This window comes from Bacillus sp. CCNWLW194 (assembly GCF_037120585.1).
Lineage (GTDB): Bacteria > Bacillota > Bacilli > Bacillales > Bacillaceae_G > Bacillus_A > Bacillus_A basilensis.
Window position 1 is genome coordinate 123,330 of the sequence record NZ_JBBBBL010000007.1, and the last position, 16,776, is coordinate 140,105.

16 protein-coding genes and 1 pseudogene are annotated in these 16,776 nt (G+C 35.2%); 4 read left to right on the top strand and 13 right to left on the bottom strand.

Annotated features, from left to right (window positions below):
- Nucleotides 1-196: 196 nt before the first annotated feature.
- The 8 genes from V7S50_RS17325 to V7S50_RS17360 all read right to left on the bottom strand — a co-directional run bounded on the left by V7S50_RS17325 (nucleotide 197) and on the right by V7S50_RS17360 (nucleotide 7,889).
- Nucleotides 197-556 carry a MaoC/PaaZ C-terminal domain-containing protein gene (locus tag V7S50_RS17325; RefSeq protein ID WP_242254505.1) on the bottom strand — a complete coding sequence of 120 codons (360 nt, stop codon included), beginning with the start codon at nucleotides 554-556 and terminating at the stop codon, nucleotides 197-199.
- 85 nt (nucleotides 557-641) lie between these two features.
- The gene (locus V7S50_RS17330; protein WP_242254507.1) at nucleotides 642-1,889 is read right to left on the bottom strand and encodes a DUF1015 domain-containing protein; all 1,248 of its coding nucleotides are present in this window, start codon (nucleotides 1,887-1,889) and stop codon (nucleotides 642-644) included.
- Between the two features lie 13 nt (nucleotides 1,890-1,902).
- The gene (locus V7S50_RS17335; protein WP_242254509.1) at nucleotides 1,903-3,075 is read right to left on the bottom strand and encodes a 3-phosphoglycerate dehydrogenase family protein; all 1,173 of its coding nucleotides are present in this window, start codon (nucleotides 3,073-3,075) and stop codon (nucleotides 1,903-1,905) included.
- Nucleotides 3,076-3,087: 12 nt separating this feature from the next.
- Complete coding sequence (serC, locus tag V7S50_RS17340; protein WP_242254510.1) at nucleotides 3,088-4,170, bottom strand: 3-phosphoserine/phosphohydroxythreonine transaminase; 1,083 nt, start codon at nucleotides 4,168-4,170, stop codon at nucleotides 3,088-3,090.
- A 210-nt stretch (nucleotides 4,171-4,380) separates the two neighbouring features.
- On the bottom strand, nucleotides 4,381-4,572 hold the full coding sequence (locus tag V7S50_RS17345) for a DUF378 domain-containing protein (RefSeq protein WP_000670803.1): 192 nt from the start codon (nucleotides 4,570-4,572) through the stop codon (nucleotides 4,381-4,383).
- An 89-nt stretch (nucleotides 4,573-4,661) separates the two neighbouring features.
- The gene (locus V7S50_RS17350; protein ID WP_063220971.1) at nucleotides 4,662-5,729 is read right to left on the bottom strand and encodes a glycoside hydrolase family 113; all 1,068 of its coding nucleotides are present in this window, start codon (nucleotides 5,727-5,729) and stop codon (nucleotides 4,662-4,664) included.
- A gap of 800 nt (nucleotides 5,730-6,529) precedes the next feature.
- A complete protein-coding gene (locus tag V7S50_RS17355; RefSeq protein ID WP_000997182.1) occupies nucleotides 6,530-6,769 on the bottom strand; it encodes a cupin domain-containing protein in 240 nt (79 codons plus the stop codon).
- Between the two features lie 292 nt (nucleotides 6,770-7,061).
- Complete coding sequence (locus V7S50_RS17360; RefSeq protein ID WP_242254511.1) at nucleotides 7,062-7,889, bottom strand: helix-turn-helix transcriptional regulator; 828 nt, start codon at nucleotides 7,887-7,889, stop codon at nucleotides 7,062-7,064.
- Nucleotides 7,890-8,209: 320 nt separating this feature from the next.
- On the opposite strand from V7S50_RS17360, the gene V7S50_RS17365 reads away from it, so the two are divergent.
- Complete coding sequence (locus tag V7S50_RS17365; RefSeq protein ID WP_242254512.1) at nucleotides 8,210-8,563, top strand: DUF4878 domain-containing protein; 354 nt, start codon at nucleotides 8,210-8,212, stop codon at nucleotides 8,561-8,563.
- A gap of 39 nt (nucleotides 8,564-8,602) precedes the next feature.
- On the opposite strand, the pseudogene V7S50_RS17370 reads toward V7S50_RS17365, so the two are convergent.
- From V7S50_RS17370 to V7S50_RS17385, 4 genes and pseudogenes are all read right to left on the bottom strand, one after another.
- Nucleotides 8,603-8,728: pseudogene (locus V7S50_RS17370) on the bottom strand (SMI1/KNR4 family protein); the annotation flags it as partial.
- A gap of 148 nt (nucleotides 8,729-8,876) precedes the next feature.
- Nucleotides 8,877-11,267, bottom strand: a complete 2,391-nt coding sequence (locus tag V7S50_RS17375; RefSeq protein WP_242254514.1) for a penicillin acylase family protein — start codon at nucleotides 11,265-11,267, stop codon at nucleotides 8,877-8,879.
- A gap of 80 nt (nucleotides 11,268-11,347) precedes the next feature.
- Complete coding sequence (locus V7S50_RS17380; protein ID WP_242254516.1) at nucleotides 11,348-12,091, bottom strand: DnaD domain-containing protein; 744 nt, start codon at nucleotides 12,089-12,091, stop codon at nucleotides 11,348-11,350.
- A gap of 293 nt (nucleotides 12,092-12,384) precedes the next feature.
- The gene (locus V7S50_RS17385) at nucleotides 12,385-14,160 is read right to left on the bottom strand and encodes an S-layer homology domain-containing protein (protein ID WP_242254528.1); all 1,776 of its coding nucleotides are present in this window, start codon (nucleotides 14,158-14,160) and stop codon (nucleotides 12,385-12,387) included.
- 428 nt (nucleotides 14,161-14,588) lie between these two features.
- On the opposite strand from V7S50_RS17385, the gene V7S50_RS17390 reads away from it, so the two are divergent.
- Genes V7S50_RS17390 through V7S50_RS17400 form a run of 3 tightly spaced genes read left to right on the top strand, consistent with a single transcriptional unit; the run spans nucleotide 14,589 to nucleotide 15,889 of the window.
- Nucleotides 14,589-15,068: a hypothetical protein gene (locus V7S50_RS17390; protein ID WP_063220964.1), complete on the top strand. Its 480-nt coding sequence runs from the start codon at nucleotides 14,589-14,591 to the stop codon at nucleotides 15,066-15,068.
- Between the two features lie 45 nt (nucleotides 15,069-15,113).
- Nucleotides 15,114-15,416 (top strand): contact-dependent growth inhibition system immunity protein, encoded by a 303-nt coding sequence (locus tag V7S50_RS17395; RefSeq protein WP_063220993.1) that lies wholly within the window; start codon nucleotides 15,114-15,116, stop codon nucleotides 15,414-15,416.
- A gap of 26 nt (nucleotides 15,417-15,442) precedes the next feature.
- Nucleotides 15,443-15,889, top strand: a complete 447-nt coding sequence (locus V7S50_RS17400) for a DUF7832 domain-containing protein (protein WP_242254531.1) — start codon at nucleotides 15,443-15,445, stop codon at nucleotides 15,887-15,889.
- An 81-nt stretch (nucleotides 15,890-15,970) separates the two neighbouring features.
- Here the strand turns inward: V7S50_RS17400 and V7S50_RS17405 are convergent, their stop codons facing one another.
- Nucleotides 15,971-16,552 carry a TetR/AcrR family transcriptional regulator gene (locus V7S50_RS17405; protein WP_242254533.1) on the bottom strand — a complete coding sequence of 194 codons (582 nt, stop codon included), beginning with the start codon at nucleotides 16,550-16,552 and terminating at the stop codon, nucleotides 15,971-15,973.
- Nucleotides 16,553-16,776: the final 224 nt, after the last annotated feature.

Sequence of the window (16,776 nt, forward strand, 5' to 3'; positions counted from 1 at the left end):
TTAATGTCTAGTTTAGTGTACCACCTCCAATTACTGCGTTACTTTTCGGGTTCAATTCATTATATTTTCTACTTTATCTTTATACTCAACATATTCTTTCCCCTCCATCACCGCTAATTCATCATTTAAAACCATTCAACCCACATGTTTGCATTAACCACTCCACATATAGTGATATTTTTTATGCTACCTAGCCTTATTTCCCCTTCATTACTTCCTCTTCAAGTTGTTTTCTATATGTAAGCATAGCAATTATCTTTGTACGATTGTTTTCATCAGATTCAAATTGCTCACTTGTTACGTCACAACGAATCGTATCACCGCTAAAAACAGGACGTAAAAATTCAAAATCCATCTTGCGAGCTAATACGTTAAAATCACCGCCTACTTTTGTAGGTAGTGTTGATGTTAACAGCCCTTGTACGACAAATCTCCCCTGCTCATCTGGTGTCACATGATGAACACCTTCATCTTTCGATACTTCCGTAAATAACGCAACATCTTCTTTTGTAAAAGTTCGTTCAAAGGTGATTTTTTCGCCTACTTGCAATTTCATTGGTCCCCCTCCTCAAAACCTCTTTTAAAATAAGAAAAACCGAAACTAAAATCATTTCGGTTTTTCAAACTAATGAAGTCTATATTTATTTTAAAGAATGTACAAACAACCCACTGCGCAGTTTCGGTTCAAACCATGTTGATTTTGGCGGCATAACTTCTCCGGCGTCTGCGATTGCTAATAAAGATTCCATTGATGTCGGATATAGTGAGAACGCCGCTTTATATGCACCACTGTTCACAAGGCGTTCTAGTTCTTCTAATCCGCGGATGCCTCCGACAAAATCGATACGCGAATCAGATCGCGGATCATGTATTTCAAGTACTTGGCTTAATAAATGATCTTGCAGAATAGATACCTCTAAACCTTTAACGAGATCGTTCGCATCAAACGTTTCCTCTTTCACAGTAAGCTTATACCACTTCTCGTTTACATACATTCCAAATGTTTTTGGTTCATTTGGTTTATACGGAGAAACAGGTGCTTCTTCTACATAAAAGTATTGCGTGATTTGTTTTAAAAACTGTTCTTCTGATAAGCCGTTTAAATCTTTCACAACCCGGTTATAGTCCCAAATGGATAATTCATCGTGAGGGAATAAAACTGATAGGAAGAAATTAAACTCCTCTTCTCCCGTGTAATTCGGATATTGTTTTCTTCGCATGAGCCCTACTTTTGCAGCTGACGCAGAGCGGTGATGTCCATCTGCAATATAAAGATTAGGAATATCTTCAAATACGTTTACTAAACTTGCAATTACTTCTTCATCAGCTATTTTCCACGCAACATGCTCTACGCCGTCTTCTGCTGTAAATGTATAGATTGGCGCATGTTCTTCTTTCCAGCTTGCGATGAAACGTTTCACTTCTTCTTTTGTACGATACGTTAAAAAGATAGGACCTGTATTTGCGTCACACACATCTACGTGGCGAATACGATCTAGTTCTTTTTCATGACGCGTTCTTTCATGTTTTTTAATTGTATCGTCTTCATACTCATCAATAGACGTACAAACGACAAGACCAGACTGCTTTCTACCTTGCATCGTCAGTTCATAAATATATAGTGCTGGCTCTTCATCTTGAATGAACACTTCTTCTCGTATCAATCGATTTAAATTTTCACCCGCTTTTTCATATACGCGATCATCGTACGGTGAAAGTGCTGGGTCTAAATCAATTTCTGCTTTATCAACGTGTAAGAAAGAAAATGGATTCCCTTTTACAACTTCTCTTGCCTCTTCACTATTTAAAACGTCATACGGTAAAGCTGCAACTTGTGCTGCTTTTTCTTCTACTGGGCGAATGGCCCGAAACGGTCGGATTTTTGCCAATTCCCTCTCTCCTTTACACAATCATTCGAACGGCTACAACACCTGTAATTTTGCTTATATTTTCCACAATATTCTCTTTTATTATATCATCAATTCCGTTATCAATATCAATCATTGTGTACGCCCAAGAATGTTTACTACGATTAATCATATCCGCAATATTAATATGATGCTCTGCTAAACATCCTGTAATTTGCCCTACCATGTTCGGAACGTTTTGATGCATAATCGTAATTCGTTTCTTTCCGATATACGGCAATTCTACGTTTGGATAGTTTACTGAATTACGAATATTTCCTGTCTCTAAATATTCACGTAATTGACGCGCTGCCATGACCGCACAATTTTCTTCCGATTCAGATGTAGATGCACCAAGGTGTGGCGTCGCTGTTACATTTTTCATCTTTATCACATTTTCATTCGGGAAGTCCGTTACGTAATGCGCAATAACCTCTTCTTCTAACGCTTTTTGAAGAACCTTTTCATCTACAAGTTCTCCTCTAGAGAAATTGAATAGACGCATACCTTTTTTCATCTTCTCTATAGCATGTTCACCAATAATCCCCTTCGTTTGATTTGTAAGAGGAATATGCAGTGTTATATAATCACATGTTGCAAAAATTTCATCTAAACTAAATGCTCTTTGCACATGTGTAGAAAGACGCCAAGCTGTTTCAACTGAAATGTAAGGATCATATCCTACAACATCCATCCCTAAAGCTAACGCATCGTTCGCAACTAAAGCACCAATTGCACCAAGTCCGATAACTCCTAGACGTTTTCCTGCAATTTCAGACCCAACAAATTGTTTTTTCCCTGATTCAACAAGCTGCGGTACTTCTTCACCCTCTAAATTTTTCGTCCAGCTTACGCCGTTAATAATGTTACGTGAAGACATAATAAGGCTGGCAATAATAAGTTCCTTTACTGCATTAGCATTTGCCCCTGGCGTATTAAATACGACAATCCCTTTTTCTGTACATCGCTCGACAGGAATATTATTTACACCAGCACCAGCTCTTGCAATCGCCTTTAAGTCTTTTGAAAATTCTTCTTGATGTAAAGAATAGCTGCGAAGTAAAATGCCGTCTGGATGATTGATTCTATCCCCTACTTCATAGCGCTCTCCCCTAAGTACTTGTAAACCTTTTTCTGCAATTTGATTTAACGTTTGAACACGAAACATATCCCCATCTCCCTATCTATTCTCAAGATCAAATTCCTTCATATAATTTACTAATTGTTGCACACCTTCTACTGGCATCGCATTATAAATACTTGCGCGCATACCACCGACTGAGCGATGTCCTTTTAGCGTAACAAAACCACGCTCTTTCGCTTTTTGTAAAAATTGATTGTTAAGCTCTTCTGACGGCGTTGTAAACGGAATGTTCATAAGTGATCGATACGTAGGATCAACTGGTGAAGTAAACAATTTTGATTCATCTAAGAAATTGTAAAGAAGTGAAGATTTCATTTTATTTTGTTCTTCCATCGCAGATACGCCGCCTTGCTCTTTCAACCACTCTAATACAAGTTTCGTTACGTAAATACTAAAGGATGGCGGTGTATTATATAAGGAGTTATTTTTGCTGTAAGTTTCATAGTTTAACATTGTAGGACAAGAGCGATCTGCCCCTCCAATTAAATCTCTTTTTATAATTGTAATCGTTAAGCCCGCTGGTCCTAGATTTTTTTGCGCTCCCGCATATATAAGACCAAACTTCGAAACATCATATCGTTCTGATAAAATATTTGAGGACATATCCGCAACGAGCGGTACTTTATCTAAATGTGGAATGTCCACATATTTCGTACCCTCAATTGTATTGTTCGTTGTTATATGTACATAATCTAGTTTTTCATCGCCTAGTAAACCATCCAGTTTAGGAATTGTAGTAAACTTCTCATTTTCAGAAGAAGCAATCACTTGTACTTCTCCTACCTTTTCGGCTTCTTGCAGTGCTTTTTTAGACCATGAGCCAGTCAGTACATATCCTGCTTTTTTATACGCATTCATTAAATTCAGTGGTATCATAGAGAATTGTAATGACGCACCACCTTGTAAAAATAAAACATCATATTCATCAGGAATATTCATTAATTCACGAAGTAAGCTACTCGCTTCATCTATAATACTTTGAAAATAAGAAGATCGATGACTCATTTCCATAATAGACATGCCTGTCCCGTTATAATTTACAAGCTCCTTTTGCACTTTCTCTAAAACTGGCAAAGGGAGTATAGATGGTCCAGCTGAAAAATTATATACCCTCTCCATCATCCTAATAACCTCCCTATTTCTCATTTTTATTAATTTTTAAACTTTCTGAATTATAACCTAGAATATAATATACGGTCAATTTGTTTTCTAGTATTACGGCGTAAGAAGCAATGGAATCGCTTGCATATGCAAACTATTTTTATAAACATACAAAAAAGTGTTAAGTACATAATCGTACTTAACACTCTAGTAATAAAAGAATAATAGCTAATTGTCCGTAAAGAACCGATCAAAAATTTGATAAATTGCAGAAAGACCAATGAGCCAATAAATAGTGTCCACAAGCGCCGGCATAGAACCAAACCATTTCTCAACTACATTGTAATCTAACGCTACAAATAACCAATTCAAACCGCCAAGAATCACCAAAATTACTGTAAGGTAAGACAAAAATTTCATTATGATTGCCCCCTAGGTGATAAGATGGTGAAAGGCCTTTCACTAGAAATATATGTGGTAAACTTCAAAACTTACCTATTTTATAAAAATTATTTTCGATACCAGCCGTTAATAACTGCCTCTGCTTCTTTACTATGTATTTGATACGCATGCGTACTATTATTAGAACCAATAAACCAAATTGAAAAACCTTTAAAATATGGTTTCGGTTCTAACACATCACGGTAAGCGCGCCATCCGTTTAATTGTACGTCTTTTGAAAACACATTAGAAACATCTGGATTCCACGGATTTTGTAGTCCAAGTTCACGTGCCGGAACGTTAAACCCACCAAAATAAACCGGTTTCCCTGTTGCTTTATGTAATTGTTCCAATTGCTGAACAACATTCTGCCCACGATTATACACTGTCGTCGCAAATAAACTTTGCTTCACTTCTTCATATGATGGGTTTCTTTTTCCAGAAACTTCAAACCAACTATCGATACTAACGATATCTACCTTCTTTAAATACGGACGATTTATTTTCTCTACAAACTTCGCTTCATAAGAAGGATCCCAACTCGCTGTTAACCACCAATTCATTTGATACAAAACATTTCCTTTATACTGCTGACGGACGAAATCAATCGTATCGCTCCAATATCCTTCTGCATATTCCATATTTACGAAATTAGAAGCAATCTTGAGCCCGTACACATTGTATTTACTTGTAATCGAATTAAAAATATCTTGTAGAATAACCGTTTTCCAATTCCAGAAGAAATCATTAATATTACTTGGATTCCATTCCGTTTCCCCAACATTTCCTTGCTGAATATATGGGAACGGTTCCACAATAACTTGAATATTACGCTTTAATAATTCTTGAATTAAAATAATAGCCTGTTGCTTTTGCGCTTGATTAATTACCATGTTCGTAGAAGTCACGTTCGGAATATCTACCTGAATCGGTACATTTACTGTATTTAAATTCAAGCGCTCTACATCAGCTAACACTTTCGCCACATTTCCAACTTCCCATACCGTTACATTTCCTGATTTGATTTTTCCAGATTGAACAGTATTTACATCTGCCTGTACATTTCCTTGAAAACAAAAAGAAAACAGCATAATAAACACTCCTAAAAAACTTATTAAACTCTTATTTTTCTTCACAACTTTCCCCCTATAATTTTTGGCTTTCTTGATTATTTTATACAACGTTTCATATATATTCCACAAAAAATCCAATAAATTTTTATCGATAAAAATGCTATTCATCCTTTATTCATACCTTATTCATACTAACCTCCTAAAAATAGTAAGATAAATAAAAAAAGAGCGTATTTTCGCTCCTTTTTTATCTTTTTACGATTGAAATTATTGAACTTTTTCTGATAATCTAACAACATCTATCTTTTCGTATAAATAAATTTTTATACTCATAAATGTATCAAAAAATTTTTATCTACATTCGATTTTGTATTAATTTTATATTTAATTAATTATTTACCTTTATAGTTAATAATTTCTTTGTTCTTCTTTCAAAAATCACACCATCATACAAATAAATTCTTGACTGTGTACAAAGTAATAATTACTTCATGAATATCATACCTATAATTAATTCTTTTAGTTAAAAAATAAAGAAGGGAGAGAGCTACGTATATTATCCAAGTGTTCATTAAATCGGAATTTAACGAACACATGAATAAAGAAAGTTAACCTCCCCTCCTTTCTTTAATGTACAAGGACATGAAAATGGATACTTTTTAGACAAGAAAGTATCCATTTTTATTTTAGATACTAGAATAGGAATACGAGCGAATTAATAAGAAAAAAGTTACTACATAATATTTCTATAATAGGGTATCAATTAAAGATGCATGCTTTATTCCATAATAGAGCATTTAAATCCTAACTTCTCAATTGTATCTACACTTTCTTATCTGCCAACGAAACATTTGATACAATTATCAATCCATTTCCCTTTTAGGCTCTACCAACATGATGTGGGATTCCTTTTCAGTGAAAGGTTTATGCTCAACGCCTCTCGGGACAATAAACATCTCGCCCTTAGAAATTTTCACCTGTCCATCACGAAAATCGATGAACATCTCCCCTTCAAGCACAATAAATAGCTTATCCGTATTAGGATGCTCATGCCATATAAAATCTCCATTAGCTTTAAAAAGCTGAATTTGATCATCATTCATTTCACCAATCACTCGTGGATACCAATAATCGTTAATTTTAGATAACTCGTCATTTAGTTTAATAGGTTGGTAATGGATAATAATTCCTCCTCATTTTTAACTTCCACTATATTACAGTAATCTCAGTAAAAAAGTCGTCATTACGCTTAAAAGAAAATGCTCAGGCCAGAACTTTTCATTCAGGTAGTACAAAGGAGTGATTTCAATGAAAGTTCTTTCAATCCAATGTTTCCTTTAACTCTCCATAAGTATAGAACAGTGATTTTCAAATAAGAATGGACCCCTGTTGACATTAGTATGGATTATTGATGAACTTCTCGCGATATTTAGTAGGCGAAATGCCAACTCGCTTCTTGAATACTCTACTAAAATAAAAAGGGTCTGCGATTCCAACAGCCTGCGCAATTTGTTGTACAGGCACACCACTTGTACATAACATTTTTTGAGCCATCTTTATACGATAGTTCAATAAATATTCTGCTGGCCCCATACCTGCATGCTTTCTAAACACGTAAGAAAGACGATTTCGATTAACATTATTTTGTTCTGTAAGTGTATGTATTGTAATATCCTCATAATAGTTTTTATGAACGTAACTGGATATTCGTTTGAATAAAGTATGCGACTCATAGTTATTCTCTCTATTGACAACACTTAATAAAGCTTCATTCAACGCTTCGCGAAACAGCATTTCGGTCTGAAACATCGAAATGCCTCCACGCTGATTATACACATCCCAAAGACGCATAAGTAATTCGACAAGACGAGGAGATTGTCCTGTTAATAATTCAAAATGCTGATGAGTAAAGCCAGAGTCTTCTCGTTCTGAATTGCTTATCCGATATAAAACAAGAATATATTCCCAGTTTATTTCACCAAGCATTTTATGGGCTAATGTCATTTTTGCACCCCCATGTATAACTTTTCCTGGGGAAAGGGTATACAGCGTACCATTAAATTGAAATTGCGTCTCCCCTGTAAGTGGAAATACAAATCCTGGGAAAGAATCTGTAGACTCAGCACAAGGCACACCTGGATTTTTAGCATAACGATATACTCCCTCTACTCGGAAAGGAGTATTGGCAAGATACTCTGCTAACTCATTCACGTCCAACTTCACAATACACGCCTCATTTCAATAATAGTTTTCTTGTAATTCGCGAGATTAATTGGTGTACATTCTGGGCAACGCTAAACTAAAAATAGTACATACGACTTAACAAGATCTGATTATTAACCTATAAATATATTGTTTTTCATTTATTGACAAAAGTATCCTCCCTATATTATTGATAATGATTTTCATTGTAGTTTGGTAAAAAAACATTTGTCAAGTTGGATGGCCTAGAAAAATGACGAAACAAGGGGTACAGAGGGACGGTTCTGTTGCAAATAATACCCGGTCTTTGTTAACTAATTCCCCTCAAAACTGGAATAATCATGTTAATAGTTGTAATGGCTTTATCAGTTACAGCACTTGCATCATGTGGAAATAATCGTAATCCTGAAGAAGTTGCTACAGCGTATTTCGAAGATGCAAAAGAAGGAAATGTTAAAGATTTTGGCGTGTTATTCACTCCTGAAGCGAAGAAAATCGTTGCTTTTGTGGGCGGAAATGCAGACCTAATGAAATCGGTTAGCAAGGATCTTAAAAGCTATAAAATTCGAAAAGTCGAAGAGAAAAATGAAATTGCTACAGTAACTGTTGATGCTGTATATAAAGGTAATCCTAAAAAAGTAATCGTAATTGAACTAGAGAAAACGGATGATGGTTGGAAAATTAGTAAATCATAAAAAAACGGTCTAGAATTCTAGGCTGTTTTTTTAGTTCCCTCAATCTTCTTCGAAATCACGTAGACTAGCAAGCAATTCTGTAAATGTTGAGCAAACAGGATATATTGCTTCCTCTATGTTTTCTTCTTCATGATCCCAAAATACTACTGTTGGTGATTCAGTGCTATTTCGAATATGGAAACAGCCTACTATCAAATTAAATGATAGTAGGCTGGCTGTTAAAATTATTTAAGAGCTAGGTTATGTTCTAAATGATAAGCTTTCATTATCAAAAAGATTATTACTAGTCCCCTCCGCAAACAAAAACATCCTATCACTTCGGCTCTAAATTTAACACCTTCCCCTCTATTCCATCCGTATTCAATGTAGTCGTATGATACGTTCCATTTACCCAATCATCTATTTGATCATGATACCAATCGCTTCTAAAATGTCCCGATTGTCCTGGCCCTACGATATGATAACCGTTTGACATATCTTTCGTATCAATAACAAATCGCCAAGACGCTCCGTGATTGACAATACCGTTATCTCCGTAACTCGCTGCTTGAACGGTAACTTGACTTCCGCCAATTGGAACTGTTTTCTCACGATTAAATGCAAGTAGTGCTAATATACTAGATGATTTTGAGATGGGATGTGTAAAAGCAAGTTGATGGTAATCGCCCCACTTCCACTCCGCAACATCAGGTCCATACTCCTTCTGTAATTTCTTCATTACATTCTCGTACGAAGTATGCACAACTTTCGTGAAGCCTCCGTACTTCGTAAACCAAGCGCTATTTTCTCCTGCTACTTGTTTTCGAATTAATTCATCAACAACTTGTGACTTCCCTTCAAATAATCCCATCACATCTTTCGGTATTTCTTTTGAAAATAACGTATTTGAAATCTCTTTCATTAACAAATGGAATATTAATGGTGCCGCTTCATCTTTACTATCGTAAAAATTCCACTTTGTTAATTGTTTTATGCCTTCTTTCTCTACTTCATTTAAAGATGCTTTATTTAACTCTTTTAAAAATATAGGAGTAAACTCTTTCCCATATAAATTTTTTTGATCCATCTGTAACTCTTCTAAATCTTTTACCGTATACTTTTCCTTCTCTTGTAAAAACTCTTGAATACGCATTTGCCTATATGGCTGCGCCCACGTATTACTAATATGGTACGGATAATTATCATCAACAATTTTATTATTCGCAGTTGAAATAAACCCTTGTTTTGGATTGATTACTTTTGGAAGTTGATCAAACGGGATATACCCTTCCCATTCATATTCATCTGTCCATCCTGGCACTGGTAAACTACCATCACCTTTTTTACGCACTGGTATATTTCCATTCGCTTTATAAGCAATAGTGCCGTCGTTTGATGCAAATACAAAGTTTTGGGTCGGTATATGAAAATCTTGAAGAGCCGTTTCAAACTCATTCCAATCTTTCGCCTTATTCATATTTAATACAGCCTTTAATTCAGCGGAAGGCTCCAGAGCAGTCCATTTCAAAGCGAATACTGTTTTCGTTTTCTCTTTCCCTTTATCTGCAAACTCTGAAATGACTGGACCATGCCTCGTAACCGTAACATTATACGGTATTGTCTTTCCGCCTTTTACTCTAATAGATTCATCTACAACAGTAGCTTTTTCCCACTTATCGTTATACAGAAATTCATTTTCATTATTAGGATTTCGCTTCTCAATATATAAATCTTGCACATCAGGACCTGTATTCGTAACGCCCCATGCTATTTTGTCATTGTGTCCTATTATAACACCTGGCACGCCAGCGAAAATAACACCACTCACATTCAAATCTTTCATTTCAAGTTTCGATTGATACCAAATAGAAGGCGTCGCAAGAGATAAATGAGGGTCATCTGCTAAAATAGGCTTACCAGACGCACTCTTCTCACCGCTTATAACCCAGTTATTGCTACCATTAAACTCTGGTGGAATAATCGCTTTTGCAAAACTTTGTGCTACATCCACATTTGTATTTTTCAATTCAGCTAGCAATCTAGGCGCATCTTTCGGATATGTAGGAAATAGTTCATTTGCTTGCTCTTTCGGTAGATTTTTCAGCGCCCAATATCGAAACGCCTGTCCGTGCCAATGTCCGCCTAAATCAAACGCCATATACTTTCCAATTGTTAAAGTATCAACAATCGACCATTCAGCGGGCTCATAACCTAATATAATAAACTCGACCGGCAATTTCTTTTCCTCTTTCGCCTCACGTATAAAAGCATTCACCCCATCAGCAAATGACTGCAGGGCATATTTTGCTTCTCCATCATATTGACTAACAGATGCTTCGGCTGCTCGCCGTAAACCGAGCGTTCGAAACAACTTATCTCGATCAACAGCTGCTTCTCCTACAACTTCACTCAACATACCAGAAGCTTGCCTTCTACTTAAATCCATTTGAAACAAACGATCTTGCGCTTGTACATACCCTTGCGAAAAATATAAATCATGTGCATTTTCCGCTTTAATATGCGGTACCCCTTTACTATCTCGCTTTACCATAACAGCACGTTGTAAATCCTCTAGCTTTATCGTTCCATCTATCTTTGGCACAGACCTAAGCGTATATATGTTCAAAAAAATCGCTGTACAAATAACTAACAAAAGAACGATACTACTAGACCAAATGAAAATTCTCTTACCCCTAGTTCGTTTCTTCTTTACGACGACTTCCATATAACCCCCTCCTTTCTCAAACTATTCGCTTCTATTTTGAAAGAACCTTTTAGAATAGGAAAAATCCATCTTTTCTTATGCTATGGATCATGTAAACAGACTTCTCCTTCCTTTCTTCCACTGAAATCTCCCCGTCCTTTCTTACACCAATTCCTCAAAATCCCCTTCACATAAGCAAAAGTTCGCTTATTATGTTCAAACGCAATTTTAAGCGCCTCTAATACTTTCTCTCCTGAAAGTCTTTGTATCCAATTCTTCAATTCCTTCACGATATATGGGGATAAACTGCTAATATGTTGTTCATAAGACTTGTAAACTTCACTATATGGAACGGTCTCTTCTATACTTTCTACCTCTTCTTTCTCTTCAAAAACTACTTCCGAACTACTAGTATCCTCTTCTTCTGGCATACCAAAATGCTGCAACAACAATGGAATCTTCCATTCTTCTTCCAGACATTTACGTAAAAACATATGTATGAACTCTTTATTTTTTACAGTCTTTAGCTCACGCAACACACACTTTTCTACATTTGTATTTAAAATAGGGTTATAGTGTAGCCAATTTATGATGTATAACTCTTTCGTGTCCACATCATATAAAATCTTCCCGTATTCCACAAATCTACTTAACAACTTCTCAACAGTCTCCATACTGTAGCCTGTTTCAAGCTCTGCCACTCGCTTCGGTAATACGTAAATTCCACATTGCTTCGTTTTCGTACCAGTTAACAAATATATGTAAAAATAACGCTCCTCTGGCGTTAAATCTAATATGAATTCATCTTGCCAAAAGTTCACCTGCACATTACGGTACACCGCCATATATTTACCTCCCCTTGTATTCATATAAAGTCAGATTTCAACTCTTCAATATACATATAGGGATAAGGGCTTAGTTTTTGCATTTTAATTCCAAATTTTTTTAACTACTACAACGACGGTTTTATTTTTTCGCGCTTTTTGTTCTTGTAGTTGTTTTTGTTTTGTATTGTTTTTTCTTAGTAATTTATTACTTGGTAGGTGCTTATGAGGGGCTTGGAAAGGGCTTAATAGTGGCTAATATAAAAAGGAGCTGTTCCAAATTCTCATTTTGGATAGCTCCTTTATCATTCTTTCTATTTTTGACTTGCATCTAACATCTTCACTAAAAAGGCAGCTGCTTCACCACGAGTTGTTGTCCCTTTAGGATTAAACTCATTATTTCCAACACCTGTAACTACCTTTAAGCTATATAACCGCTGAACTGGCTGTTGGTATGTAATCAAATGTTGATCTGTAAATGGTAATGCGACTAATTTACCTGTAACACCTTTATACTGTAATGCGTTGTCAATCATGATAGATGCTTCTTCACGTGTGATAGATGCGTTAGGATCAAAAATCCCTCCGCCACGACCGTTAATAATTCCTGCACTTGCACTACGTTTAATACCGCTATGAAGTGATGGATGCGCTTTGTTAATATCTACAAATGACTTATTTCCTTCTGGTAGCTTTAGAGCATTTGAGATTAATGTCGCAAACTCAGCTCTCGTTACATTACGATAAGGCGCAAATACACCATTTCCTTCACCGTGCATAATTCCGAGGCTGTTCAGCTTACGAATATGCCCTTCAAACCATCCACCTGTAATATCATCTTTTGGTTTTTGCACTTCTTTATTTGGCACATTATAGTTTATCTTAATCCAACTTGGGTTATAGAAAATCCACTCATCATTACCTATTTTATACCAACCATTTTTAACTGCTAACACTTTGTAACGATCTCCGTTTGAAGCTTTACGAACAATATGATGCTCAAGGCCTACGCCACTACGTACGTTTATACCGTCACCATTCACTACAAGCTCCATATTAGGTTCAGCTGGATTATATTCATTTGAATCAAATAGCTCATTTCTTTCTTGTAAAGGCGAATCAATTTGTGCGTTAACATTTGCATACCATTGAATACCTTGTACGAAGCCAGTCCAATTTCCACGAGAAATTAAAATATCAGGACAGTTTTTTCCACTCCATTGTTGATGCCTATAAATGTGATCCGCACTAATACCTTCTTTGTTCATTAAATAACCTGCAAGTCTTTTTGCATTCTCTAACGCTTTATTGTAATCTCCATCTTGGTTAACTGAAATTTCGATACCGATAGACTCTCTATTTCCTGAGCCATCACCATCTCCTGCATGCCAACCATTTTCATTTGTTGGTAAGTGCTGATAGATTTGTTTGTCGTCTACAGTAAAATGCCATGAAGCTGTTCGGAACGTACCTTCCGTTGCTTGTTTATACAAATATTTCGCATGATTTTCAGCATTCGCACCACGGGCTGTGTTTGCAGTCTCGTGAATTGTAATGTAGCGTGCTTTCATCGGATTAGCAGGGCGAATATCAGGATTTCCTGCTGGGACAATCCACTCTACAAATGGAGTACCTGCAAGTGTTCCATATTTCTTTGTAGTCATCGATGCACTATACTGAATAGCTCTTGGCTTTTCAACCGGCTTCATTTCACGAGTAGAGCCATCATTTCGACCGTCTACATGTTCAAATGCCTTTTCAATGTTTGAAATAGCTTCATCTTCTGCTACTTGACCTTTTTTAGCTTCTTTCATTTTATGTAACTCTTCTGTTTCATCATGTTTATGCTTATATTCTTCTAGAAGTATTTTCTCGTTTTCTGATACCTCTGCTTCGTTAATTTGCATGTGATCAGGAGTTTCTAGAGTGAAATTAGAATAACTTAACCCGCTTGTTCCACGTTCCCCTTGTGCAATACTAAGCTGGTCAGTATGAGATTTGTTTATCTCTTCTGCTGATATTGATAAAGGTGCACTCCCTAAAATTACCAAACTTGTGGATAGTGCGATTACTCGTTTTTTAATATTCATTGCTGTAATCGATACCTACACAGTTCGTATAAGTATCTCGACCTCCCTTAATTTTTCATTATTGAAATACTATGAATCTACTATGTATAAAAATATGTTTATTCCGCCTTTTTATAAACACTTCATTTTATCCCCAGCAGGTGAATGATAGTTTCTATAAAATCCCTTAACAGACATTATTTTATAACCAATTGCAATCGCCGTCAAAAGCACTTATCCCCTTACACCCTACTACTTCTCAAAAAATAGATTAGGATACCTTTTACTGATTTTTTTCAATAAGAAGGAACTTTATGATGTTTCATAACTACTATGTATCTATTAATTAGATCCTGATTTAATGTAATTTCCCTATTTAAAAATACTAGCTTTTTCAATTTTCCGCTATAATATAGTTGTCATCTTTTTACATTGAAAGGAGTTTTTATATGGAAGAAATCGCTCATATTTTACTCACTAATATTGATACATTAAATGAAGAAGACCAAAAAATTGTAAAGAAACTAGTTAATAAGTTAAAATCTTTTGCTCATGCACCACTAAATAAAAATCACTGCTTACGTATGAAACCTTTTATTGAATCTGAAGGAATAACTAGACTCGTTGCCAATACAGTACACTCTTACCAATTAGATTTAATGCCAAACAATCAATTTGCTATGTATGATGTGATTGGCTATTACTACAGCATAGCATTATTAACATGTTGTGTAGTATTTGAAAAAGGCGATTTCAAACACATCTACTCTGTATTAGAAAATGAAGTTACAAAAGAAAACGAAAAGAATGTTCTAGTATCAGAGCGTGGCGGGGAAAATTACTACGTTATGGCACGCATACTTAAATTTTTCAAGAAAGATGCTAAAGACATAGAGAGTTTATTTTCACAATTAATTATTCTAGATTAATTGTGAAATATCACTACATACGAAACAAGGAGGATGAGGATGAGTATGCTACAAATAGAAAATATGGAAGATGATGAAGTTTTCCAATTTCTAGCTGGCACTTTCCATCAAGATACTTTCTACGAAGAAGCACTTAAAGAATTATTAGAAGAGGCACACAAGGAATATTTACAAGACTCTATTGTTTTTCTATCTAAATTTCTAAAAAGTGATTATAGCATTGAAGAAAAGCAAGCGTACATTCGATATTCAGCAGATGGGATATATTTTGAAGGGCTAGAAATTACACCGGTAGAATGGCTTGAAAACATAGTTGAAATATTAAAACAAACCGTACAAGTTTATTAGATTATATATTAAAGGGGATGACCTAATTGTTAAATACGATCGTTTATGATAAAGCGAAGTACCATTATCAAGGTGATTTTCCTGAGGACTTACCAATTGATCAAGCTTTTGTACATACTGGTATGTTTTTAGGATGGATACTTGAACATAATTTATTTAGTGAAGAATTTGAAGAAGAGTCTCAAGACGAAATTAATCAGTTTAAACTTAAACAAATGACTGGCACAGAAATTTATATGAACTTGGATGGCGTTTTAGCAGACGACATGTTAAATGATGAGGGCAACCAATTCGCAAAGTACTACTTTAATCATGACGAGGACTGGAAATATATAAATGATTACAGTGATGTTTTTATAGACGAAGGCGAAACTCTCTACCACGTGCAAGATACTTGGGAAAACTATTTCAAATTAAAAAACGTTATTGATAATAGCTATAATTTTTGGAAAGACAACTTACAAAATAAATAATTATAACAAGTCGATTTCTTATTTTAATAAGGAATCGACTTTCTTAATATCTAATTTGCTGATTAACACCTCACCCAAAGATCATTTTACTATCGATACTATTATCGATACCGAATTATCTATAACGGAACGTTCTGGGCGTGATTTCATTAACACTGTTAATCCAATTAAGGAAGTGACTAATGTTTGCGCTACTGCTTTAGCGTTCAAATCACTTTGTAGTTCTCCTGATCGAATTCCTTTCATAATTAATTCTTGAAAAACAACTGCAAGATACATTTGATGTTCTCTAGTCAGTACTTCAAACTTTTGATTATGAGGAGCAAGTTCGACCATTGTGTTAATACAAAAACAACCTTTACTGAACTCTTTTTTATATTCCTCTTTTACCATATTTTCAAAAAACGTCCGAATTGCTTCTTTTACAGATTGTTCGTTTTGAAGTTTTGTTCGTATATTAGCCGCATGTAAATTTGTGTATCTCCTTAATGCTGCTTCAAATAACCCCTCTTTATCACCAAAGGCTGAATATAAACTCGGCTTTTGTATTCCCATTTTAGCAGTTAAATCGCTTAATGAGGTAGCTGCGTATCCCTTCTCCCAAAAAAGTTGCATAGCAGCATCCAAAGCTTTTTCTTCATCAAATTCACGTAGTCGTGCCATTTAAAACCATCTCCTTTCTACATCTAGTTATTAAGATTACACACCACCATTTATGTACCAATCAGTATATTATATATCGTATTAGATTATAAACGATGTGTCAAAAAAGTCGTATTAAAATCAAAAGAAACTTGACATAAATATTTCTTCAAGATTATATTTTACTTATAAAATAACATACCGTTCGGTATGTTATTTTCAATAATACAAAAAGGAGCTGATTT

Bases quoted from the DNA above. Each gene is read 5' to 3' on its own strand.
- V7S50_RS17390 (WP_063220964.1), top strand. From the start codon at position 14,589: ATGGAAGAAATCGCTCATATTTTACTCACTAATATTGATACATTAAAT.
- serC (WP_242254510.1), bottom strand. From the start codon at position 4,170: ATGGAGAGGGTATATAATTTTTCAGCTGGACCATCTATACTCCCTTTG.
- V7S50_RS17355 (WP_000997182.1), bottom strand. From the start codon at position 6,769: ATGAATGATGATCAAATTCAGCTTTTTAAAGCTAATGGAGATTTTATA.
- V7S50_RS17365 (WP_242254512.1), top strand. From the start codon at position 8,210: ATGTTAATAGTTGTAATGGCTTTATCAGTTACAGCACTTGCATCATGT.
- V7S50_RS17380 (WP_242254516.1), bottom strand. From the start codon at position 12,091: ATGGCGGTGTACCGTAATGTGCAGGTGAACTTTTGGCAAGATGAATTC.
- V7S50_RS17395 (WP_063220993.1), top strand. From the start codon at position 15,114: ATGCTACAAATAGAAAATATGGAAGATGATGAAGTTTTCCAATTTCTA.
- V7S50_RS17385 (WP_242254528.1), bottom strand. From the start codon at position 14,160: ATGAATATTAAAAAACGAGTAATCGCACTATCCACAAGTTTGGTAATT.
- V7S50_RS17335 (WP_242254509.1), bottom strand. From the start codon at position 3,075: ATGTTTCGTGTTCAAACGTTAAATCAAATTGCAGAAAAAGGTTTACAA.
- V7S50_RS17375 (WP_242254514.1), bottom strand. From the start codon at position 11,267: ATGGAAGTCGTCGTAAAGAAGAAACGAACTAGGGGTAAGAGAATTTTC.
- V7S50_RS17345 (WP_000670803.1), bottom strand. From the start codon at position 4,572: ATGAAATTTTTGTCTTACCTTACAGTAATTTTGGTGATTCTTGGCGGT.
- V7S50_RS17405 (WP_242254533.1), bottom strand. From the start codon at position 16,552: ATGGCACGACTACGTGAATTTGATGAAGAAAAAGCTTTGGATGCTGCT.
- V7S50_RS17325 (WP_242254505.1), bottom strand. From the start codon at position 556: ATGAAATTGCAAGTAGGCGAAAAAATCACCTTTGAACGAACTTTTACA.